Source organism: Pseudomonas sp. GV047 (assembly GCF_003058245.1).
GTDB lineage: Bacteria > Pseudomonadota > Gammaproteobacteria > Pseudomonadales > Pseudomonadaceae > Aquipseudomonas > Aquipseudomonas marginalis.
In genome coordinates, this window is record NZ_QCWA01000017.1 from 15804 (window position 1) to 36751 (window position 20948).

Genomic DNA, 20948 nt, shown 5'->3' on the forward strand with positions numbered 1-20948 from the left:
TGCAGACCACAAGCGCAGGGGCTAACCGAGGAATGACCATGATTCGTACAATCCCCAAGATCGCCTTGCTGGTAGGTGCACTCGCTATGGCAGGCCAAGCCTCCGCCCATGGTGGTGGATGGGGTGGCCCAGCCGTCTTGGGTGCCCTGGTCGGCGCCGCCGTAGTGGGCTCCGTGGTGGCCAGCCAGCCCCGTGAGGTCTATGTGCAGCAGCCGGTCTACGTGCAACCGCAGCCGGTGTATGCCGCGCCGCCGCCCGTCTACTACGCACCACCGCCACCGGTGTACGTGCAGCAGGAGGTTTATTACCGCCCGGCGCCGGTCTATTACGGCCCACCGCGTGGCTACTATGGCCCGCCCCACGGCTATTACCGCCGCGGCTGGTAAGTCTCAACCGTCAGCTATGCAACAGGCCTCGCCCACCCGCGGGGCCTTTTCTTGTGGGTAACGTCCGGATTTATCCTGCCAAGGTCGCTCTGAGGACAATGACCGGGCTGCAATCCCACATGATTAAGGTCGAAAGTCTACTTGCCCGAACGGGGCTCACGCTGTCATGTTTGTGTCACGCCACACTCCCACTATCAATCCTGTCCACTCCATAACAACAAGGACGACTGACCATGCCCACACAAAATCCGCACCGCACCGCTGGCCTGTGTACGTCCAGCAAGGTCTACAGCGCCCTCACGGAGCTCAAGCACCTGGAAGGCCACCGCAGCGCCAAGTTCCTCGCGCTGCTGGCGGAAAACCTGGTGCACAAAGGCCTGCTTAATGAGCAGGAAGTGGTGAGCATGCTCGATCAAGTGGTCGACTGAGGCCTTTTGTTGATGTCGACTATCGAGCCAGATGATTTTTCCTGAGCGCCTGTGCCCCGTAAGGTGACCTCCATAGCGATTGGAGGTCCTTATGCCCACTGTTCAAATCATGTCCGTCATCGGCAGCGCCGTCCCTGCCCCGCTTCGAGAGCTGGGTTTGCTGGCGTGCTGGTACGTGGTGCGCGACGGCGAAGCCATCAGCGGCCCGCTCACTTCCCTGTCTGACGCCGAAAAACAACTGCAGCAAGCCTCGAACTTCCGCCTGCACGCCTGAGACTCAAGGCAACGGCAACTTGACCCGCGGCTTGCTCTCGACAAACAACGCCCAGCTGGACATGAACAGCGCCGCCACCAGCGGCCCGATCACGAACCCGTTGAGGCCGAATACCGACAGGCCGCCCAGGGTCGAGATCAGGATCAGGTAGTCCGGCATCTTGGTGTCCTTGCCCACCAGGATCGGGCGTAATACGTTGTCCACCAGGCCGATCACAAACACGCCGAACAGGCCCAGCACCACACCCTGCCAGATCGAACCGCTCAACAGGAAGTAGGCGGCCACCGGCCCCCACACAATGCCCGCGCCCACGGCCGGCAGCAGTGATAGAAACGCCATCAGCACCGCCCAGAGCAACGCACTGGGAATGTCCAGGAACCAGAAGATCAAACCACCCAGCGCCCCCTGGGTTACGGCCACCAGCACATTGCCCTTGACCGTGGCGCGCACCACCCGATTGAACTTGAGCTGCAACCGACGCTTCTGCGGCTCGGCCAGCGGCACCGCCGTGCGGACCTTGCGCACCAGTTCCGGGCCGTCGCGCAGCAGGAAAAACAGCAGGTACAGCATGATGAAAAAACTCACCAGGAAATCAAACGTGCCCTGGCCGAAGCTGAACGCCTGGGTCGCAAAGAACTGGCTGCCCTGCATCGCACTCTTGACGATCTTCTCGCGCAGCCCTTCCAGGTTGCCCATGCCGAAGCGGTCCAGCAGGTGCTGGAAGTACGGCGGCAGGAAGTTCTTGAACTGCTCGATATAGCCGGCCACGTCCAGCTTGCCGCTCTCGACGTTTTTGTACAGCGTGGCGCCCTCTTGCACCAGCAACGCGCTGGTAATGATCACCGGCAGGATCGCGATCACCAGGCACACCATCAAGGTGGCCAGGGACGTCAGGTTGCGGTTCCAGCCGAAGCGCTGCTGCAGGCGACGTTGCATCGGCGCAAAGATGATGCCGAGGATCACCGCCCAGAACACTGCACCGTAGAACGGCAGCAATATCCAGATAAAGGCGATGGTCACCAGGGCCAGCAGGAGCAGCAGGGTCTTGAATTGCAGGTTGGTTTGATTCATGTCCGATCCATGTCAGAAAAGCAGGCCGCGCGTGTGCGTCCAGCTGCTTAGTCCACCGCAAATCCCGGGAGTGCCATCTTTGTTGCGGTAAGCGTAGACCCAGATCAATAAAGCCCGGTACATGTTGGGCTACGCTCGCGGCCTTTTGCGACCCGATCCCCATGCCTCTCGTCCTTGCCCCCGAACTGCTCGCCCCCGCCGGCACCCTGAAAAACATGCGCTACGCCTTCGCCTACGGCGCCGATGCGGTCTACGCCGGCCAGCCGCGCTACAGCCTGCGGGTGCGCAACAACGAGTTCGACCACGCCAACCTCGCGCTCGGCATCCAGGAAGCCCACGCGTTGGGCAAGCGGTTCTACGTGGTGGTGAACATCGCGCCACACAATGCCAAGCTCAAGACCTTCCTCAAGGACCTCGCCCCGGTGATCGCCATGGGCCCGGATGCGCTGATCATGTCCGACCCGGGCCTGATCATGCTGGTGCGCCGGCACTTCCCGATGATGCCGATCCATCTGTCGGTGCAGGCCAATACGGTGAACTGGGCCAGCGTCGAGTTCTGGCAGCAGCAAGGGATTTGCCGGGTGATCCTGTCACGGGAGCTGTCCCTGGAAGAAATCGACGAGATTCGCCAGCAGGTGCCGGCCATGGAGCTGGAAGTGTTCGTCCACGGTGCCTTGTGCATGGCCTATTCCGGGCGCTGCCTGCTCTCGGGCTACATGAATAAACGTGACGCCAACCAGGGTACCTGCACCAATGCCTGCCGCTGGAAATACCAGGCCACCCCGGCGGTGGAAAACGCCACGGGCGATATTGTCCAGGTGTATCAACCGGAACCCACACTGGGGATCGGCGCGCCCACCGACCAGGTGTTCCTGCTGCAGGAAGCCAACCGCCCCGACGAACAGATGCCCGCCTTCGAAGATGAACACGGCACCTACATCATGAATGCCAAGGACCTGCGCGCCGTGCAGCATGTGGAGCGCCTGACCCACATGGGCGTGCATTCGCTGAAGATCGAAGGCCGCACCAAATCGCATTTCTACTGCGCCCGCACGACCCAGGTGTACCGCCAGGCAATCGATGATGCCGTGGCCGGTCGTGCGTTTGACCGCAACTTGATGACTGACCTGGAATCCCTGGCCCAACGCGGCTACACCGAGGGCTTCCTGCGCCGCCACGTGCACGACGAATACCAGAATTACCAGAACGGCAGCTCAGTGTCCGAGCGCCAGCAGTTTGTCGGCGAATTGACCGGCGAGCGCCGCGGCGAACTGGCCGAGGTCAAGGTGAAGAACCGCTTTGCCGTGGGTCATCACCTGGAGCTGATGACCCCCGCCGGCAACTTCCACTTTGACCTGGCCAGCCTGCACAACGCCAAGGGTGAAGCCATCGATGTGGCGCCGGGAGATGGACACACGGTGTATGTGCCCCTGCCGACCGAAATGGACCTGCGCTTCGGTTTGCTGATGCGCGACGTCTAACGGGTCGCAGCGCAGAACCGGTGGATCGCCTCGCAGGCCTGGCGCAACGAGGCGTCGTCCAACGCGTAGGCGATGCGCAGGTACGGCGCCAGCCCGAACGCACTGCCGGGCACCACGGCCACATGGGCTTCGTCGAGCAAGGCATCGGCCACGTCTTCGTCGGTATGCAGCCGCTTGCCGGCCGGCGTGGTGCGGCCCAGCAGGCCGGCGCAGGACGCAAAGGCATAGAACGCACCGTCCGGGTTCATGCATTCCAGCCCCGGGCTGGCGTTCAGCAAGGCCACCACCAGGTCACGGCGCTGCTCGAATACCGCCCGTGACTGCTGGATAAAGTCCTGCGGGCCGGTCAATGCAGCAATCGCGGCCTGCTGGGAAATCGCACTGGCCCCCGACGTCTGCTGGCCCTGGAGTTTTTCCATGGCGGCCAGCAACCAGCGCGGGCCGGTGGCGAAGCCGATGCGCCAGCCGGTCATGGCATAGGCCTTGGACACGCCATTCATGGTCAGCACCCGTGGCGCCAGGCGCGGCTCGACTTGCGCCAGGGTGTGGAAGGTTTGCCCGCCGAACAGCAAGTGCTCGTAGATATCGTCCGCCAGCACCAGCACATGGGGATGTTTCAACAGCACCTGCGCCAGGGCCTGCAACTCCAGCCGGCTGTACACGGCGCCGGTCGGGTTGGACGGTGAGTTGAGGATCAGCCAGCGCGTGCGGGGGGTGATCGCCTGCTCCAGCGCCGCCGCGGTCAGCTTGAACCCCTCCTGGGCGGCGCACGGCAAAATCCTTGCGGTACCGCCGCACAATTCGACCATTTCCGGGTAGCTGACCCAATAAGGCGCGGGCACGATCACCTCGTCGCCTGCATTCAAGGTGGCGGCCAGGGCGTTGTAGATCACATGCTTGCCGCCGTTGCTGACCAGGGTGTCCTGCCAGGTGACGTCCAAGCCGTTTTCGCGACGGAACTTCTGCGCCACGGCTTCACGCAACGCTCGCACTCCGGCGACCTGGGTGTAACGCGTATGGCCGTTGCGGATCGCATCGATACCTGCCTGGCGGATGTGTTCCGGGGTGTCGAAATCCGGCTCCCCGGCACACAACGAGATGATGCTTGCGCCCTCGGCGCGGCGTGCGGCCACGCGGTCGATGATACGGTAGGTGGCAGACGGTCGGGCCTGGGCCAGGCGCGTGTTCAGGCGTTCAATGGTCATGCGTCCTTCCTCTGCAAGGTGTGATAGCCCAAAGACTCACGCGCCTGCCTGAGTGTCCTGCCGGCCTCGATCTGCGCGCGGATCCGGGCTTCCACCGCCTCGATCTGCCGGGCCGTACGCGCGACCTCCTCGGCACGGGCACGCGGCACCACCAGTACGCCATTGGCGTCGGCCACCACAATGTCCCTTGCACACACGCGCGCGCCGCTGATCGCCACCGGCTGGTTCACCGCCAGCACTTCCACACGGTCCTTGCCGGTGCGCATGTAGCGGCCCTTGGTGAACAACGGATAGCCATCGCCGAGGGCTTTGCTGACATCCCGGCACACCCCGTCGATCACCGTAGCGGCAATGCCCCGGCTGCCTGCGTACTGGGTCATGATGTCACCCCACACCGTGCAATCGCTGCGCCCGGCGTTGGCGATAACCACCACATCCCCCGGCAGCACGTCTTCGATAAAGTCACCGACCGAGCCCGGCGGCATACTCGCCGGGACGTATTGCACGGTAAACGCCGGGCCCACCACGGTGCCCCGGTAGTTATCCAGCGGTGCGATGCCCAGGCATTGGCCGGCAATCCCGAGTTTATCCATGGCATCCGACACACCCGGTGTATCGAGCCCGGCAAACAGGGCGACAAGGTGTTGATCGTTCATCGGGCAGGCTCCACGCGGATGGCTTCGAAATGGCTGTCGTGCATCACATCGGCCACCGAGCGGCCGCTGCGCACGGCCTCGACCATGCCGGCTTCACGGGCGGCGATGCGCTCAGCCAGGTCCAACACCTGCTCGATAACGGCAGCGGGGATGAACACCGTGCCGCAGCGGTCGGCAATCACGAAGTCGTCCTCCGACACGTTCACACCGCCCACGCTGACAGTGACGCCGGAATCGACCTGCACCACCCGGTTGCGCGCGCTGATCATGGTCACGCCACGGCCATAGACCGGGTAGCCGATGGACGCACTGCCGTCGATATCGCGACTGCAACCGTCGATCACCGAGCCACGAATGCGCCTGGCCACGGCGGCATTGGCGATGATGTCGCCCCAGCAGGAGATCCCCTCCAGCCCACCGGCGATCACCAGCACACGGTCGTCGGTGGTGATCGCGTCGATCACCGGGGAAATCAGGTGCACGGCGGGCGCGGCGTCAGTCTTGGGCGCCAGCTTGACCGTGCTGGCCCGGCCCACCACCTTGGGGCAGTCCCACAATGGGCGGATGCCCACCACTGCCCCCGGCAGTTGCAGGAAATCCAGTGCGTCGGAGACCGTATTGGTGTCGAGTTCAGCCAGGCGCTGAAGCGGGTCGGGAAGTGGCATGAGGTGAGCCCCTGTGGTGAGTGGGGCTCAAGTCTCACTGAGGGGCGGTGATAGGTATATTCGTATTAACGGTGGATAACCATACGCTCAACCTATGAGAATCAGATCCTGAACTGGCCGACCAATTGGCCCAAGCGTTGGCCCAGGTCCGCCAGACTGCGCGACGTCTGGGCGCCCAACTGGGTTTCATCGGCCACGCTGTCCACCGCCACGGCGATCTGATGCACACTGCGGTTGATCTCTTCGGCAACGGCAGTCTGTTCTTCGGCGGCGCTGGCAATCTGCGCGTTCATCGAGTTGATGGTGCCGATCAACTGGGCCATGGTGTCCAGGGACGCCCCGGCTTCGTTGGCCTTGGCCGAGGTGCCGTCGCCGGCATCGCTGGAGCGGCGCATGGCATCCACGGCCGCCTCGGTGCCTTTTTGCAGGCGGTCGATCATGCCCTGGATTTCCTGGGTGCTGGTTTGCGTGCGGCTGGCCAGGGCGCGCACCTCGTCGGCGACCACGGCAAAACCGCGCCCGGCCTCCCCTGCCCGCGCGGCCTCGATCGCCGCGTTGAGGGCCAGCAGGTTGGTTTGTTCGGCAATCGAGCGGATCACGCCGAGCACGCTGACAATCGACGACACGTCCTGCTGCAGGCTGTCGAGGGACACACCGCTGCTGCGGATGTCATTCACCAGCGCATGGATCTGCGCGATGCTGCCGTCCACCACGCGCTTGGCGGCCTGGCCTTCGGCGTCGGTCTGTTGCGCGGCCACGGAGGCGCCCTGGGCACTGCGCGCCACTTCTTGCGCTGCGGAGGACATCTGGTTGATGGCGGTGGCCACCTGGTCGGTCTCGTGACGCTGGCGTTCCATGGCCTGCTCCGAGCGCTGGGCCTGGTCGGACACCTGGCTGACCAGGCCGGTAAGTTGGGTGGTCATCTCGGTGATCTGGCGCACCAGGCCGTGGATCTTGTCGACAAAGCGGTTGAACGCGCCGGCCAGGTCGCCCAGTTCGTCCTGGCTGGTGATGGCCAGGCGGCGGGTCAAATCGCCTTCACCGGCAGCGATGTCGTCGAGGTTGGCTTTCATCAAATGCAGCGGGCGCAAAATGGTGTTGGCCAGCAGCATGCCGACGGCGGCGATCACCAGCAACACCACCACGGCCACGCCGAGGATGCTCAGCAGCACGCCTTCCATGCGCGTTTTCACTTTGGCTTCGACCACCGCCACCTGGGCTTCGATGCCATCCAGGTTCACCGAGGTGCCGATGACCATGTCCCACTTGGGCAGGTATTCGGTGTAGCCCATCTTGGGCACCAGTTCGGTCTGGCCGGGCTGGGTCGAGCTGTATTGCAGGTAGTGGGTGCCGTCCTTGCCGACCTTGACCAGGTCGCGGTTGACGTAGACACCGTTGGGATCACGGTTGTCCTTGAAGCTCTTGCCCACGCCGTCGGGGCTGTTGCCTTTGAACAGGCGGATGGTCTCGGAGTCGTAGCCGAAGAAGTATCCGTCCTTGCCATAGCTGGTGTTGGACAGCAGCTTGACCACCTCGGCCCGCGCCGCAGTATCGCCGGGGGCGGCCGCGTCATAGAGCGGCTTGATGGTGGTCATGGCCACTTCCACATAACTTTGCAGGGTGGCCTTGGCGTTGTTGAGCAGGCGCTGGCGGGTTTCATCCACCTCGTTGCGCGCCTGGCCCTGGAGGATCCACACGGTGGTCAGGCTGATGACCACGGCGAACAGCAACACCGGCACAACGGCGAGGGACAGGACTTTGGCCTTCAGGCTCAGACGCATGGCTTTTCTCTCTTATTGGGCGACTTGAGAGGTTATCGGCCAGCGCCTGTGAATCTGTAGATCAGAGCGTCATCGCCGCCAGCCAGCCAAACGCCAGCAACGGAAGGTTGTAGTGCAGGAACGTCGGCACCACGGTGTCCCAGATATGGTGATGCTGGCCGTCGATATTCAGGCCGGAGGTCGGGCCGAGGGTGGAGTCCGAGGCGGGCGAACCGGCATCACCCAGCGCCCCGGCAGTACCGACGATGCACACGATGGCCAGCGGGCTGAAGCCCAGTTGCACACACAGCGGCACGAAAATCGCCGCCAGGATCGGCACCGTGGAAAACGACGAGCCGATGCCCATGGTCACCAGCAGCCCCACCAGCAACATCAACAACGCCCCCACCCCACGGCTATGGCCGATGAACGCCGCCGAGGTTTCCACCAGCGAGCGTACGTCGCCGGTGGCCTTGAGCACTTCGGCAAAGCCTGACGAGGCGATCATGATGAAGCCGATCATCGCCATCATCTTCATGCCTTCGGTGAACAGGTCGTCGGTGTCGCGCCAGCGCACGATGCCCGAGACCGAGAAGATCAGGAACCCGGCCAGGGCACCGATGATCATGGAGTCCAGCCACAACTGGATGATGAACGCCGAGGCAATCGCCAGGCCGGCCACCAGCAGGGTCAGGGGGTTGTACTGCACCGCCACTTGCTCGACCCGCTCGATTTTCTCCAGGTCATACACGCGCTTCTTGCGGTAGCTGATAAACACCGCCACCAGCAACCCGACCACCATGCCCAGCGCCGGCAGGCTCATGGCGTGGGTGACGTTGACCTGGCTGATGTCCACGCCGCTCTTGGCCACGTTGGCCAGCAGGATCTGGTTGAGGAAGATATTGCCGAAGCCCACCGGCAGGAACATGTACGGAGTGATCAGGCCGAAGGTCATCACGCAGGCGATCAGGCGGCGGTCCAACTGCAATTTGGTCAGCACATACAGCAGCGGCGGCACCAGCAACGGGATAAACGCGATATGGATCGGCAGGATGTTCTGCGACGCAATCGCGACCACCCACAGCAGGCCGATCAGCAACCATTTGACGTGGTTGCCGCCGCTGGCTTCCTGACGGTCGACCAGCAGCAAGGCCTTGTCCGCCAGGGCGTGGGCCAGGCCGGACTTGGCAATCGCCACGGCGAAAGCGCCGAGCAAGGCGTAGGACAAGGCCACGGTCGCCCCCCCTCCCAAGCCACCGTTGAACGCCTTGAGCGTGGCCTCGATGCCCAGGCCACCGGTCAGGCCGCCCACCAGGGCGCCGACAATAATGGCGATGACCACATGCACGCGGGACAGGCTGAGCACCAGCATGGTGCCGACCGCGGCGATGACTGCGTTAATCATGGTTACCTCAAGCAGAAACATACAAAACAGGCATGCCCGCGCCCGGGCGGCCATCGGATGGCAGCCGGCGTGCAGGCTTGAAGGTGGTCTTATTAGAGGGCGCGCACTGTGCAGCAGGTCGCGTCCCATGTCAAAAAACGGCGCCGCTTTCAGGTTTAAATTGATCGTTTGAATAAAGAAAATGCCAGATCGGCCGATAACCGGGCTCTATGTGTTTTCAGGTAAGGATGTACCGATGTCCCTCAGACAGCTCTCCATTCAATGGAAAATCACCCTGCTCGCCGGCCTGTGCCTGCTGGGGATCGTGACCCTGCTGGTGGGTTTGTCGTTGTACCGCATGGCGCAGAGTTCCGAGCAGGTCAAGGCTTCCAGCATGCAGATGCTCGATGAAGCGGCCCAGGCTCGCATCGAGGCCCAAGGTGAGGTGCAGGCCGCGGGCATCCGCCGGCAATTCATGGACGCCTACCAATATGGGCACGGGTTTTCCCGCCAGGTCCTGTTCCTGCGTGAGCAAGCCGAAAAACGCTTCCTCGACGCCTTCGACACCCGCGAAGACCTGACCCGCCAGGTCAAGGCCGCCCTGCAGGCCAATCCGGAACTGCTGGGGCTGTCCCTGGTATTCGAAGCCAATGCACTGGATGGCAAGGATGAGTTGTTCGCCGGCCAGGCCGAACTGGGCAGTAATGACAAGGGCCGCTTCGCCCTGTACTGGTCGCAGCCGACGCCGGGCACGCTGACGTCGATGGCACTGCCGGAAAGCGACATGTCCGACACCCGCGTCGGCCCCAGCGGCGAACCGGCCAACGCCTGGTTCACCTGCCCGCGCAGCACCCTCAAGCCGTGTGTGATCGAACCGTACTTTTATGTGATCGACGGGCAAAACGTGCTGATGACCAGCATCGTGTTTCCGTTGACGGTCAATGGCAAGGTGATCGCTTCGCTGTCGGTGGACATCAACCTCAACAGCCTGCAGGCCGTGAGCCAGCAGGCCAGCCAGAAGCTGTATGACGGCCAGACCCAGGTCAGCATCCTCAGCCCCACCGGTTTGCTTGCCGGCTACAGCGCGGACGCCAGCCAGTTGAGCAAACGCCTGGATCAGGTCGATACGCAAAACGGCGCGCAATTGATCAGCGCCCTGGCCGGAGGGACACAGACCCGCAGCCTGCGCACCGACCATCAGCTCAAGGTGCTGGCGCCGTTCGCGCCGATTCCCGACGGCAAGCCATGGGGCGTGTTGCTGGATGTGCCGGAAAAAGTCCTGGTGGGGCCGGCTGAAGCACTGAAGGCCCAGATGGACGCCGATAATACCCGCGGCACCCTGCTGGAACTGGGCCTGGGCCTGCTGGCCGCCGTGATCGGCCTGATCCTGGTCTGGCTGATGGCCCGCAGCGTGACCCGACCGATCCTCGGCGTGGCCCATATGCTTGAAGACATCGCCAGCGGCGAAGGCGACCTGACCCGCCGCCTGGCGTATGACAAACAGGACGAACTGGGCCAGCTCGCCGGCTGGTTCAACCGTTTCCTCGACAAGCTGCAACCCATCATTGCCGAAGTCAAACGCTCGGTGCAGGACGCCCGTGGCACCGCCGACCAGTCCGCCGCGATTGCGACGCAAACCAGCGCCGGCATGGAGCAGCAGTACCGCCAGGTCGACCAGGTGGCCACCGCCTCCCACGAAATGAGCGCCACCGCCCAGGACGTGGCCCGCAGCGCCGCCCAGGCGGCCCATGCCGCGCGGGATGCCGACCAGGCTACCCGCGACGGCCTGACAGTGATCGACCGCACCACCACCAACATCGGCCAACTGGCGGCCGATATGAGCACCGCCATGGCCCAGGTCGAAGGCTTGTCCGCCAACAGCGAGAAGATCGGCTCCGTGCTCGAAGTGATTCGCGGCATCGCCGAGCAAACCAACCTGCTGGCGCTCAACGCGGCAATCGAAGCCGCCCGCGCCGGTGAGGCCGGCCGCGGGTTTGCCGTAGTCGCCGACGAGGTACGCAACCTGGCACGGCGGACCCAGGAGTCGGTGGAGGAAACCCGCCTGGTGATCGAACAATTGCAGAGCGGCACCGAAGAGGTTGTCGGTTCCATGGGCAACAGCTATCGCCAGGCCCAGGGCAGTGTCGAACAGGTCGGCGAGGCCGTTACCGCCCTGCGCCAGATCGGCGATGCGGTCACGGTCATCAGCGACATGAACCTGCAAATCGCCAGCGCCGCCGAAGAGCAAAGCGCGGTGGCCGAAGAGATCAACCACAATGTGGCGACCATTCGCGATGTGACCGAGTCGTTGTCGGAACAGGCCAATGAGTCGGCGCGGGTGAGCCAGGCGTTGAACAGCCTGGCGAATCAGCAGCAGGGGTTGATGGACCAGTTCCGCGTCTGAGGGTCGCAGGCAGTCCAATGTGGGGGGGCCACAGAAAGCCCCCTGCCACATTTTGATCTACGGTGTGTCAGCCATGGCGCTTGGGTAATTCGATCAGCGCCTTGAGCCCGCCCAGTTCGCTCTCCTGCAACTGCAACACCCCGCCCCACACCTCGACAATGTCGCGCACGATCCCCAGCCCCAGGCCATGGCCGTCGATCTGTTCGTCCAGGCGTGCACCGCGGCTGAAGACCTGGCCACGCTGGGCCTCGGGAATCCCGGGACCGTCATCTTCCACCGCCAGCAGGTAAGCGTGGGGCGTCTCGCTGACGCTCACGCGCACCTCCGCATCCGCCCATTTGCAGGCGTTGTCCAGCAGGTTGCCGAGCAGCTCCAGCAAATCCTCGCGGTCCCAGGGCAATTGCAGGCCCGGCGCGACGTGGTAGCTGAGGTCCAGGTGTTCGCCATGGATCATGTTCAAGGTGGCGAGCAGGCCGGGCAGTTCTTGTTCACAGTCGAACAAGGCACCCGGCAGGGTCTCGCCGGCCAGCCGGGCGCGATTGAGTTCACGGTTGAGGCGTTGTTGCACCTGCTCCAATTGCTCGCGCAGCAGTTTGCTCAGTTCGGGGTGATCCTTGAGCGCCTCGCTCGAGGCGGCGCTCAACAGCACCGCCAGCGGGGTTTTCAGCGCATGCCCAAGGTTGCCGAGGGCATTGCGCGAACGTTTGAGACTGTCTTCGGTGTGGGCCAGCAGGTGGTTGATCTGGGCGACCAGTGGCTCCAGTTCCAGCGGCACCTGGGTGTCGAGTTGCGAGCGTTGGCCTTGTTGCAGTTGGGCGATCTGGTTACGCGCGTTTTCCAGCGGGCGCAAGGCACGACGCACGGTGACTCGCTGCAAAAACAACACCAGCAGCAGTGCCGCCAGCCCCAACACCAGGCCGATCCGACGCATCAGGCGAAAACTTTCCCGCACCGGGGTGTAGTCCTGGGCCACGCTGATGGAAATCGATTGGCCAAAGCGTTTGTAGTCCGAACGCAGGACCAGCAATTGCTGGCCTTCGGGGCCCAATTGCAGGTTGCCCTTGAGCCCGGCCTCGGGCAGTCGGGGCAATTCCTGGTCCCACAGCGAACGGGAGCGCCAGTGAGTGTCGGCAAAATCGATGCGGAAGTAATGCCCGGAAAACGGCCGCTGGTAGGCCGGCGACAGGCGCTGCTCATCCAGTTGCACACCGTTGGGCCCGCGTACCAGGGCGACCAGCAGGTTCTCGGCATCGTTGCGCAACCCGGCTTCCAGGTAGCGTTGCAAACCGGCCTCGAACAACCACAGGCTGGTTTGCGCCAGCACCACGCCGACGATCACCATCACGCTGATCAGGCCCAGGCTCAGGCGGCGCTGAATCGACTTCATGCAGGGCTGGCGCCAAACCGGTAACCCTGGCCGCGCCGGGTTTCGATCACGCTGCGCCCGAGTTTGCGGCGCAGGTGGTTGACGTGCACTTCCAGCACGTTGGAGTCGCGCTCGGTCTCGCCGTCGTACAGGTGCTCGGCCAGGTGGCTTTTCGAGAGGATCTGTTCGGGGTGCAACATGAAGTAGCGCAACAGGCGAAATTCTGCGGCGGTCAGTTGGATCTCGTCGCCATCGCGCAGCACGCACTGGCGGCCTTCGTCCAGGTGCAGGCCGGCAGCCTGCAAGGTGGGTTGGTTGGCCTGCCCGTGGGAACGGCGCAACAGCGCCTGGATGCGCAGGTGCAGCTCTTCGGGGTGAAAGGGTTTGCTCAGGTAATCGTCGGCACCGGCCTTGAGCCCTTCGATACGCTCGGCCCAGGAATCGCGGGCGGTGAGGATCAACACCGGGGTGGCCAGTGCGGCGGCGCGCCATTGCGCCAGCACCTCAAGGCCGGGCAAACCGGGCAGGCCGAGGTCGAGGATGATCAGGTCGTAGGGTTCGCTGCGGCCCTGATACGCGGCGTCACGGCCGTCGGCCAGCCAGTCGACGGCATAACCCTGGCGCTGCAGGCCGGCCAGCAGTTCATCGGCCAGGGGTACGTTGTCTTCCACCAGGAGCAGGCGCATCAGTCTTCCTCATCTTTGATCAGTACACCGTTGGTGGCGTCGAGTTTGATCTCGCGCACCACGCCGTCGGTGGTCACCAGTTCCACTTCGTAGGCATATTGGCCGTGCTTTTTCTCAAGCTCGGCTTCCAGCAGGCGCGAGCCGGGATACCGCGCCATGGCCTGCTGCAACAGTTGCTCCAGAGGCAGGATCACCCCCTGCTGGCGCAGCGCCAAGGCTTCGTCCTGGTTGAGGTCGCGGGCCTGCAAGCCTGAGCAGAACACCACCAGCACCAACGCCACTCGACTGCCGGCGCGTAAATTTACCTTCATTACGTATCCTGATGATTCTTGAGAACCTGCCCGGTGAGCGCGTCCAATTCGACCTCCCATTCAATGCCGTCGGCATCTTGCAGTTCGACTTCATAGACATACTTGCCGTAAGCCTCGTCCAGGTCGGTGTCCAACAACGTTGAACCGGGGTGCAGGGCCTGGGCTGTGGCTTCGAGCTGGTCGAACGCGACAATTGTAACAGTGGCGGGCACGGTCAGTGGTTTGTCGGGGTCCACGGCTCCGGCCTGGGTCGCCGTGGAGGCGATGATAGCGGCGGCGACCAGAGCAGTGAGGCGTTTCATGATGAGTCTCCGTTACACGATGTTTTTCCTACACCGGCCACGGTAGCGGCTGCAACTTAACTGAAACTGAATTGCCACCATGGCAATTTCCAGCAGCCGTGACAGGCTACGATGCTTATTCAGGATTCACGCGGTATCGTTAGCGTTTTTCGCGAGCACGCTTGCACCTGCACCTCGCTTCAACAGAGACCGGTATGACAGCCATCCACATCAAGTTCCCCGCCCTGACCCTCAAGGCCGGCAAACGCGCCTTTGCGCGCATTCGCGAAGAGGGCCTCAAGCCTGCGGATGTCGGCACCCTTCCCGGTGCGGCCGGCGGCCCCAAGGCGCTGGGAATCCAGGGCCTGGACCTGGCGCTGTTCGGCGACTGGCTGCCGCGCGCACCGCGGGAGCGGGCGTTGATCGGCGCATCGATCGGTTCCTGGCGGTTTGCCAGCGCCTGCCTGCCCGACCCGGTGCAAGGCCTGCTGGACCTCGGCCGCCTGTACAACGAACAACGCTTTGCCAAAGGCGTGACCATGGCCGAAGTCAGCCGCAGCTGCCAGCGCATGCTCGACGACCTGCTGGCCGGCCGCGATGCACGGGTGCTGGACAACCCCGACTACCGGCTGAACATCATGGTGGTCAAGAGCCACGGCCTGCTCGCCGATGACCACCGCGGGCGCCTGGGTTTGGGCCTGTCCTCGGTGATTGCCGACAACCTGCGCGGCCGTGCGCGACTGGCGCGGCATTTCGAGCGGCTGATCATCCACGACCCGCGCCAGGCACCGCCGGTGCACCCGCTGAAGGATTTCCCCTCGCGCTTCCTTGCGCTGGACATGGGCAACCTGCGCCAGGCATTGCTGGCGTCCGGGTCGATCCCCATGGTGATGCAAGGCGTGCGCGACCTGCCCGGAGCCGGCACCGGCACTTACCGCGACGGCGGCCTGCTGGACTACCACCTCGACCTGCCCTACCACGGCGACGACATCGTGCTGTACCCGCACTTCACCGACCGGGTCATCCCCGGCTGGTTCGACAAGGGCCTGCCATGGCGGCGCAGCAACCCGCACGGTTTGCAGGATGTGTTGCTGCTGGCGCCATCCAAGGACTACCTGGCCCGCCTGCCCCACGGCAAACTGCCGGACCGCAGCGACTTCAAGCGCTTCATGGGCGACGACCCGAGCCGCAACAAGTACTGGCAAACCGCGATGAGCGAGAGCCGACGGCTGGGGGATGAGTTTCTACAACTGGCCGATAACCGTGGCCTGGGCGAGCGCTTGCAGGCGCTTTGACCCAGCGGTATGCGCGGCATGGGATCAAGCTGTTAAACTCGCCGCCTGCCAGATACCTGACCGAGCTGAAAATACTGTGGAAATCTTCAAAGAGTTTACCTTCGAGTCCGCCCACCGCCTGCCCCACGTACCGGAAGGCCATAAGTGCGGGCGCCTGCATGGGCATTCGTTCAAGGTGGCGATCCACCTGAGTGGCGACCTGGATCCCCATACCGGCTGGATTCGTGACTTCTCGGAGATCAAGGCGATTTTCAAGCCGCTCTACGAACGCCTCGACCACAACTACCTCAATGACATCCCAGGCCTGGAAAACCCCACCAGCGAAGTGCTGGCCAAGTGGATCTGGACTGAACTCAAGCCGCTGCTGCCGGAGCTCAGTGCGATCCGTATCCACGAGACCTGCACCAGTGGCTGCATCTATCGCGGCGAGTAAGCCTGCACTGTTAAAAAACCACTCTTGCGGTTAATGCCAGTCAGTTAAGGAGGAACACTGTAACTGTGGTGAGCGGGCTTGCCCCGCGTTGGGCTGCGCAGCAGCCCTAAAACACAGTCCCGGACCTGCCTGGCACACTGCAGCGCTCTTATTGGGGCTGCTGCGCAGCCCAACGCGGGGCAAGCCCGCTCGCCACAGGTTACTGTTTGCCCGTTCTATCTCTTAACTGATCGGCATTACCCTTGCGGTGGTTTTTTTGTGCCTCCCGTAGCCCCCTTCCACCCTTGCCCTTCTTCGCGGCCGAGGAGATGTCCATGGAAACTACCTGGCTGGCCCAGGCCAAACGCTTGCAAGCCTTGGCCTCCACGGGGCTGCACTTTTGCACCGATGATTTCGAGCGCGAACGCCTGGAAGAAATCGCCGAGATTGCCCACAGCATGCTGGCGCAGCTGGGCAATGTGCCCCTGGAGCGCATCACCGGGCTGGTGTCGGATTTCGCCCAGCGCTATTCGACGCCGATGATCGACGTGCGTGGCGCGGTGATCGAGGGTGAGCGGATTCTGCTGGTGCGCGAGGCCACCGACGGTTGCTGGGCGCTGCCCGGTGGTTATGCCGATATCGGGTTGTCGGCGGCGGAAAACATCATCAAGGAAATTCGCGAGGAAGCCGGGCTGAGCGTTACTGCGCGGGCGCTGTATAGCGTCACCCACAAGGCCAAGGGGTTGTACCGGCCGGATGTGCGGGATTTCTACAAGTTGTATTTCCTGTGTGAACGGGTGGATCAACTGGCGCCGGTGGCCGGGTTCGAGACCACCGAGGTGGGCTTTTTCAGCCTGGACGAGCTACCGCCGCTGTCCCGTGGACGCACCATCGAAAGTGATCTGGAGGCGGCGTTCGCCTTTCATCGCGGCGAGACCACGCAGACGCTGTTCGACTGATCCAATTTGTATCACTGCTGCACCGCTTTCGTGCCCGACTGGGCACAGCGAACACTCCCGCCTGCGTTCCCCGCCTGTTTGGCTATAAATACTGTGCACGGTGCACAGCGGCGACCGTGCGCCTGTCACTGCCGGTGATTTGGCACGCCCGGTGCAACAGGCCTGCGTCACTCATTCAGGGAGCACGCACATGACGCAGCAAGAACCGGGCAACGATTACCCCTTAAGCGAAGTCCCCATGCATGCGCGCAAAGGCCTGGCGTCGACCGCCATGGTGCTGCTGGGCTTTACCTTTTTTACCGCGACCATGTTTGCCGGCGGCAAGCTCGGGGTGGCGTTCAGTTTCACCGAGATGCTCGGCGTGGTGGCCCTGGGTAACCTGCTGTTGGGTATCTACGCCGCAGGCCTGGGTTACATCGCGTTCAAGAGCGGGTTGAACTCGGTGTTGATGGGCCGCTTCTGCTTTGGCGAGGTGGGCAGCAAGCTCAGTGACTTGATCCTCGGGTTCACCCAGATCGGCTGGTACGCCTGGGGCACCGCCACGGCGGCCGTGGTGCTGGGCAAGTATTTCGAGCTGAGCCAGGGCAGCGTGCTGGCGTTGATGGTGCTGTTCGGCCTGGTGTTCTGCGCCACGGCCTACGTGGGTTATCGCGGGCTGGAGATCCTTTCCTACATCGCGGTGCCGGCCATGGGCCTGTTGCTGTTGCTGTCGATGTGGGTCGCCACGGTGAAAGTCGGCGGGCTGGATGGGCTGCTGGCGGTGGTGCCGACCGGCGAGCTGGATTTGTCCACCGCGATCACCCTGGTGTTCGGCACGTTCGTCAGCGGCGCCACCCAGGCCACCAACTGGACGCGGTTTTCCCGCTCGGCCAAGGTCGCGGTGCTGGCCAGCCTGATCGGGTTCTTTATCGGCAATGGTTTGATGGTGCTGATCGGCGCCTATGGCGCGATCGTCTACCAACAGCCCGACGTGGTCGAAGTGTTGCTGCTGCAAGGCTTCGCCATGGCGGCAATGGCCATGTTGCTGCTCAATATCTGGAGCACCCAGGACAACACCATCTACAACTTCGCCGTGGCCGGCTGCAACCTGCTGCGCACCAAGCGCCGCAAAACCGTGACCTTGGCGGGTGCGGTGATCGGCACCCTGCTGGCGTTGCTGGGTATGTACGACATGCTGGTGCCGTACCTGATCCTGCTGGGCACGGTGATTCCGCCGATTGGCGGGGTGATCATGGCGGACTTCTTCTACCGCTGGCGCGGCCACTACCCGCGCCTGGCGGATGCGCGCCTGCCAGCCTTCAACTGGGCCGGGCTGGTGGCGTACGCGGTGGGTACCGTGCTGGCGTTCAACTCGCCGTGGGTCGCGCCGTTGGTGGGCATCGCAGCCGCGTCGCTGACCTACGTCGCACTCACCGCCGTGCTGCGCGTGCCTTTGGCTGATGCCCGGGCATGAGCCTGACCATTGCGGAGGTACTGGCGTTGCCGGGGCTGGAATCCATGCGCCTGCGCGCCGGCGCTGCCGCCCTGGATAACGTCGTGCGTTGGCCTTATGTGGCGGAAAACAGCGGGATCGCCGAGTGGGTGCTGGGCGGTGAATTGGTGTTCGTCACCGGCATCAACCACCCACGGGATGAGGCCAACCTCCTGCAACTGCTGGACGAAGCCTGCCAGCGCCAAGTGGCCGGGTTGGTGATCCTGACGGGAGCGGCGTATATCCAGGCGATTCCCCAGCGCTTGCTCGACGCCGCCGAAGCCGCCGGCATGCCGCTGATCGAGCAGCCCTACTCGCTGAAAATGGTGCTGGTGACCCAGGCGATTGGTTCGGCGCTGATCCAGTCCGAGCAACTGGGACGCTCGCGGCACGACGTGCTGGAGCGCTTGCTGAGCGGGGATTATCAATCCCTGGATTTGCTGCTGCATCGGGCCGTGCAATTGAATATGCCAATGGCCGGGCATTGGCAGGTCGCCCAGCTGCAATTGGAAGGCAGTGAGCTGCTGTTTGCCCAGGGGGACGCGGCACAGGTGGAGGCACAGCTGGCGCGACAACACGACGGTATCAGTCGGCGCTTGCGTCAATTATCGGCGGTACTGCCGGTACTGGGGCGCGCCGGACAATGGACCCTGCTGCTGCCGGCACCGGATGCCGTCACGGCCTTGGCCAACCGCCAGCAACTGGCCAACTGGCTGAACCCGCTCAACCTGCGCCTGGCGCCGCTGAAATTGTTTATCGGCCTGAGCGCCGCTGCACACCCACCCGCGCGCCTGGCCCAGGCGCAGGACGAAGCACGCCAGGCATTGGTGGCGGCACGACGCTTCAGCGAGCGTGCCGGGCTATGCGTGTATGACGAACTGGGCGTGCTCAAGCTGCTCAGCGGTGTCCGTGATCGCGCCCTGCTCGACCAGTTCCTCAATGAACGCCTGGGCCCGCTGCTGCGTCACGACCTGCACCACGGCCCCAGCCTGATGCCGACCCTGGAAGCCTGGTTTCACGAGAATGGTAACCTTGTGGCTGCCGCCCAGCGCCTGGCCTTGCACCGCAATACCCTGACGCACCGTGTCCAGCGCATCGAAGCCCTGTGCGGTCTGACACTGGATAACGCTTATGACCGCCTGGACATCGGCATCGCCCTGATGATCTGGCGGCTGTCTGCCTGATTGTTTTTAGCCAAGAGGAACTTGCCCATGCACATCATCAACGCCCGCCTGCGCAACCGTGAAGGCCTGCATGATCTGCACCTGGAACACGGCCGGATCGCCAGCATCACCCCACACACAACAGCGCCGGCAGTGGGGCCCAATGACCTGGACGCAGCCGGCAACCTGGTGATACCGCCCTTCGTCGAACCGCACATTCACCTCGATGCCACCCTCACCGCCGGCGAACCACGCTGGAACATGAGCGGCACCCTGTTCGAAGGCATCGAGTGCTGGGGTGAACGCAAGGCCACCATCACCGAGGAAGACACCAGGTCCCGCGCCAAAAAAACCATCCAGGCCCTCGCCGCCCACGGCATCCAGCATGTACGCACCCATGTCGATGTCACCGACCCCGACCTCACGGCGCTCAAGGCCATGCTGCAAGTGCGCGAAGAAAGCTCGCACCTGATCGACCTGCAAATCGTCGCCTTTCCCCAGGAAGGCATCGAGTCGTACCGCAACGGCCGCGAACTGATGGAAGAAGCCATTCGCCTGGGCGCCGATGTGATCGGTGGCATCCCCCACTTCGAATACACCCGCGACCAAGGCGTGAGTTCGGTGAAGTTCCTGATGGACCTGGCCGAACGCACCGGCTGCCTGGTGGATGTGCACTGCGACGAAACCGACGACCCGCACTCACGCTTCCTCGAAGTACTCGCCGAAGAAGCCCGCAGCCGCGACATGGGCGCCCGCGTCACCGCCAGCCACACCACGGCCATGGGTTCCTACGACAATGCCTACTGCGCCAAACTGTTCCGCCTGCTGGGGCACTCCGGGATCAGCTTCGTCTCTTGTCCCACCGAAAGCATCCACCTGCAGGGTCGCTTCGACAGCTTCCCGAAACGCCGTGGTGTCACCCGGGTCAACGAGCTGCTGGAGGCCGGCATGAACGTATGCTTTGGCCAGGACTCCATCGTCGATCCCTGGTACCCGCTGGGCAACGGCAACATCCTGCGCGTACTGGAAGCCGGTTTGCACATCTGCCATATGCTCGGCTACCGCAACCTGCAAAGCGCCCTCGACCTGGTGACCGACAACAGCGCCAAGGCCATGGCCCTGGGTGACCGTTACGGCCTTGAAGCCGGGCGCCCGGCCAACCTGCTGATCCTCTCGGCCGACAGCGACTACGAGGTGATTCGCAGCCAAGGGCTGCCGCTGTATTCGATTCGCCACGGCAAGGTGTTGATGAAGCGCCAGCCCGCGCAGGTGGAGTTTGTCTAAGCACCC

General features: G+C 63.5%; 21 protein-coding genes and 2 pseudogenes. 12 read left to right on the forward strand and 11 right to left on the reverse strand.

Going from position 1 to position 20948, the window contains the following annotated elements; translation table 11 throughout:
* Positions 1–32: 32 nt before the first annotated feature.
* The 3 genes from C8K58_RS29235 (at position 33) to C8K58_RS29245 (ending at position 1088) form a co-directional block, all read left to right on the forward strand.
* Positions 33–386 carry a hypothetical protein gene (locus tag C8K58_RS29235; RefSeq protein WP_027603153.1) on the forward strand — a complete coding sequence of 118 codons (354 nt, stop codon included), beginning with the start codon at positions 33–35 and terminating at the stop codon, positions 384–386.
* Positions 387–619: 233 nt separating this feature from the next.
* Positions 620–814 (forward strand): hypothetical protein, encoded by a 195-nt coding sequence (locus tag C8K58_RS29240; protein ID WP_027603152.1) that lies wholly within the window; start codon positions 620–622, stop codon positions 812–814.
* Positions 815–905: 91 nt separating this feature from the next.
* Positions 906–1088: a hypothetical protein gene (locus C8K58_RS29245; protein ID WP_027603151.1), complete on the forward strand. Its 183-nt coding sequence runs from the start codon at positions 906–908 to the stop codon at positions 1086–1088.
* Between the two features lie 3 nt (positions 1089–1091).
* On the opposite strand, the gene C8K58_RS29250 is transcribed toward C8K58_RS29245, so the two are convergent.
* Positions 1092–2159, reverse strand: a complete 1068-nt coding sequence (locus C8K58_RS29250) for an AI-2E family transporter (RefSeq protein ID WP_108574784.1) — start codon at positions 2157–2159, stop codon at positions 1092–1094.
* Positions 2160–2320: 161 nt separating this feature from the next.
* On the opposite strand from C8K58_RS29250, the gene yegQ reads away from it, so the two are divergent.
* The gene (yegQ, locus tag C8K58_RS29255) at positions 2321–3640 is read left to right on the forward strand and encodes a tRNA 5-hydroxyuridine modification protein YegQ (protein WP_108574785.1); all 1320 of its coding nucleotides are present in this window, start codon (positions 2321–2323) and stop codon (positions 3638–3640) included.
* Here the strand turns inward: yegQ and C8K58_RS29260 are convergent.
* The 6 genes and pseudogenes from C8K58_RS29260 to C8K58_RS29280 form a co-directional block, all read right to left on the reverse strand.
* On the reverse strand, positions 3637–4845 hold the full coding sequence (locus C8K58_RS29260; RefSeq protein WP_027603148.1) for a pyridoxal phosphate-dependent aminotransferase: 1209 nt from the start codon (positions 4843–4845) through the stop codon (positions 3637–3639). The two genes, yegQ and C8K58_RS29260, sit on opposite strands and share 4 nt — an antisense overlap.
* Positions 4842–5501 (reverse strand): RraA family protein, encoded by a 660-nt coding sequence (locus tag C8K58_RS29265; protein WP_027603147.1) that lies wholly within the window; start codon positions 5499–5501, stop codon positions 4842–4844. Before C8K58_RS29265 ends, C8K58_RS29260 begins: the two co-directional genes overlap by 4 nt.
* The gene (locus C8K58_RS29270) at positions 5498–6166 is read right to left on the reverse strand and encodes an RraA family protein (RefSeq protein ID WP_027603146.1); all 669 of its coding nucleotides are present in this window, start codon (positions 6164–6166) and stop codon (positions 5498–5500) included. The genes C8K58_RS29265 and C8K58_RS29270 overlap by 4 nt, the downstream gene beginning before the upstream one ends.
* Positions 6167–6267: 101 nt before the next feature.
* Positions 6268–7089, reverse strand: coding sequence for a methyl-accepting chemotaxis protein (locus C8K58_RS33260; RefSeq protein ID WP_371856068.1), 822 nt, complete (start codon positions 7087–7089; stop codon positions 6268–6270).
* Between the two features lie 36 nt (positions 7090–7125).
* A pseudogene (locus C8K58_RS33265) lies at positions 7126–7947 on the reverse strand (cache domain-containing protein); the annotation flags it as partial.
* Between the two features lie 61 nt (positions 7948–8008).
* The gene (locus C8K58_RS29280; protein WP_166655334.1) at positions 8009–9328 is read right to left on the reverse strand and encodes a Na+/H+ antiporter family protein; all 1320 of its coding nucleotides are present in this window, start codon (positions 9326–9328) and stop codon (positions 8009–8011) included.
* Between the two features lie 1381 nt (positions 9329–10709).
* Between C8K58_RS29280 and C8K58_RS33270 the strand changes: the two are divergent.
* Positions 10710–10856 (forward strand): annotated as a pseudogene (locus C8K58_RS33270) (HAMP domain-containing protein); the annotation flags it as partial.
* A 102-nt stretch (positions 10857–10958) separates the two neighbouring features.
* A complete protein-coding gene (locus C8K58_RS33275) occupies positions 10959–11714 on the forward strand; it encodes a methyl-accepting chemotaxis protein (protein WP_371263343.1) in 756 nt (251 codons plus the stop codon).
* A 67-nt stretch (positions 11715–11781) separates the two neighbouring features.
* Here the strand turns inward: C8K58_RS33275 and C8K58_RS29290 are convergent, their stop codons facing one another.
* Genes C8K58_RS29290 through C8K58_RS29305 form a run of 4 tightly spaced genes read right to left on the reverse strand, consistent with a single transcriptional unit; the run spans position 11782 to position 14379 of the window.
* Entirely contained in the window at positions 11782–13101 is a 1320-nt protein-coding gene (locus C8K58_RS29290) for a sensor histidine kinase (protein ID WP_027603142.1), read from the reverse strand.
* A complete protein-coding gene (locus C8K58_RS29295; RefSeq protein ID WP_027603141.1) occupies positions 13098–13766 on the reverse strand; it encodes a response regulator transcription factor in 669 nt (222 codons plus the stop codon). Before C8K58_RS29295 ends, C8K58_RS29290 begins: the two co-directional genes overlap by 4 nt.
* The gene (locus C8K58_RS29300) at positions 13766–14077 is read right to left on the reverse strand and encodes a PepSY domain-containing protein (protein ID WP_027603140.1); all 312 of its coding nucleotides are present in this window, start codon (positions 14075–14077) and stop codon (positions 13766–13768) included. The genes C8K58_RS29295 and C8K58_RS29300 overlap by 1 nt, the downstream gene beginning before the upstream one ends.
* Complete coding sequence (locus tag C8K58_RS29305) at positions 14077–14379, reverse strand: PepSY domain-containing protein (RefSeq protein ID WP_027603139.1); 303 nt, start codon at positions 14377–14379, stop codon at positions 14077–14079. The genes C8K58_RS29300 and C8K58_RS29305 overlap by 1 nt, the downstream gene beginning before the upstream one ends.
* 194 nt (positions 14380–14573) lie before the next feature.
* On the opposite strand from C8K58_RS29305, the gene C8K58_RS29310 reads away from it, so the two are divergent.
* The 6 genes from C8K58_RS29310 (at position 14574) to codA (ending at position 20942) form a co-directional block, all read left to right on the forward strand.
* Complete coding sequence (locus tag C8K58_RS29310) at positions 14574–15653, forward strand: hypothetical protein (RefSeq protein WP_027603138.1); 1080 nt, start codon at positions 14574–14576, stop codon at positions 15651–15653.
* A 76-nt stretch (positions 15654–15729) separates the two neighbouring features.
* Positions 15730–16086: a 6-carboxytetrahydropterin synthase QueD gene (gene queD, locus C8K58_RS29315; protein ID WP_003237990.1), complete on the forward strand. Its 357-nt coding sequence runs from the start codon at positions 15730–15732 to the stop codon at positions 16084–16086.
* A gap of 314 nt (positions 16087–16400) precedes the next feature.
* Complete coding sequence (locus C8K58_RS29320) at positions 16401–17024, forward strand: NUDIX hydrolase (RefSeq protein ID WP_027603137.1); 624 nt, start codon at positions 16401–16403, stop codon at positions 17022–17024.
* A 190-nt stretch (positions 17025–17214) separates the two neighbouring features.
* Entirely contained in the window at positions 17215–18477 is a 1263-nt protein-coding gene (gene codB, locus C8K58_RS29325) for a cytosine permease (protein WP_065939378.1), read from the forward strand.
* Positions 18474–19679, forward strand: a complete 1206-nt coding sequence (locus C8K58_RS29330) for a PucR family transcriptional regulator ligand-binding domain-containing protein (RefSeq protein WP_027603135.1) — start codon at positions 18474–18476, stop codon at positions 19677–19679. The genes codB and C8K58_RS29330 overlap by 4 nt, the downstream gene beginning before the upstream one ends.
* A 27-nt stretch (positions 19680–19706) precedes the next feature.
* Complete coding sequence (gene codA, locus C8K58_RS29335; RefSeq protein ID WP_108574786.1) at positions 19707–20942, forward strand: cytosine deaminase; 1236 nt, start codon at positions 19707–19709, stop codon at positions 20940–20942.
* Positions 20943–20948 lie beyond the last annotated feature (6 nt).

Bases quoted from the DNA above. Each gene is read 5' to 3' on its own strand.
- C8K58_RS29300 (WP_027603140.1), bottom strand. From the start codon at position 14,077: ATGAAGGTAAATTTACGCGCCGGCAGTCGAGTGGCGTTGGTGCTGGTG.
- C8K58_RS29240 (WP_027603152.1), top strand. From the start codon at position 620: ATGCCCACACAAAATCCGCACCGCACCGCTGGCCTGTGTACGTCCAGC.
- C8K58_RS29260 (WP_027603148.1), bottom strand. From the start codon at position 4,845: ATGACCATTGAACGCCTGAACACGCGCCTGGCCCAGGCCCGACCGTCT.
- C8K58_RS29295 (WP_027603141.1), bottom strand. From the start codon at position 13,766: ATGCGCCTGCTCCTGGTGGAAGACAACGTACCCCTGGCCGATGAACTG.
- C8K58_RS33260 (WP_371856068.1), bottom strand. From the start codon at position 7,089: ATGACCACCCAACTTACCGGCCTGGTCAGCCAGGTGTCCGACCAGGCC.
- codB (WP_065939378.1), top strand. From the start codon at position 17,215: ATGACGCAGCAAGAACCGGGCAACGATTACCCCTTAAGCGAAGTCCCC.
- C8K58_RS29250 (WP_108574784.1), bottom strand. From the start codon at position 2,159: ATGAATCAAACCAACCTGCAATTCAAGACCCTGCTGCTCCTGCTGGCC.
- C8K58_RS29320 (WP_027603137.1), top strand. From the start codon at position 16,401: ATGGAAACTACCTGGCTGGCCCAGGCCAAACGCTTGCAAGCCTTGGCC.
- C8K58_RS33275 (WP_371263343.1), top strand. From the start codon at position 10,959: ATGGAGCAGCAGTACCGCCAGGTCGACCAGGTGGCCACCGCCTCCCAC.
- C8K58_RS29235 (WP_027603153.1), top strand. From the start codon at position 33: ATGACCATGATTCGTACAATCCCCAAGATCGCCTTGCTGGTAGGTGCA.
- C8K58_RS29245 (WP_027603151.1), top strand. From the start codon at position 906: ATGCCCACTGTTCAAATCATGTCCGTCATCGGCAGCGCCGTCCCTGCC.
- C8K58_RS29270 (WP_027603146.1), bottom strand. From the start codon at position 6,166: ATGCCACTTCCCGACCCGCTTCAGCGCCTGGCTGAACTCGACACCAAT.
- C8K58_RS29330 (WP_027603135.1), top strand. From the start codon at position 18,474: ATGAGCCTGACCATTGCGGAGGTACTGGCGTTGCCGGGGCTGGAATCC.
- codA (WP_108574786.1), top strand. From the start codon at position 19,707: ATGCACATCATCAACGCCCGCCTGCGCAACCGTGAAGGCCTGCATGAT.
- C8K58_RS29265 (WP_027603147.1), bottom strand. From the start codon at position 5,501: ATGAACGATCAACACCTTGTCGCCCTGTTTGCCGGGCTCGATACACCG.
- C8K58_RS29290 (WP_027603142.1), bottom strand. From the start codon at position 13,101: ATGAAGTCGATTCAGCGCCGCCTGAGCCTGGGCCTGATCAGCGTGATG.
- C8K58_RS29310 (WP_027603138.1), top strand. From the start codon at position 14,574: ATGACAGCCATCCACATCAAGTTCCCCGCCCTGACCCTCAAGGCCGGC.
- C8K58_RS29305 (WP_027603139.1), bottom strand. From the start codon at position 14,379: ATGAAACGCCTCACTGCTCTGGTCGCCGCCGCTATCATCGCCTCCACG.
- yegQ (WP_108574785.1), top strand. From the start codon at position 2,321: ATGCCTCTCGTCCTTGCCCCCGAACTGCTCGCCCCCGCCGGCACCCTG.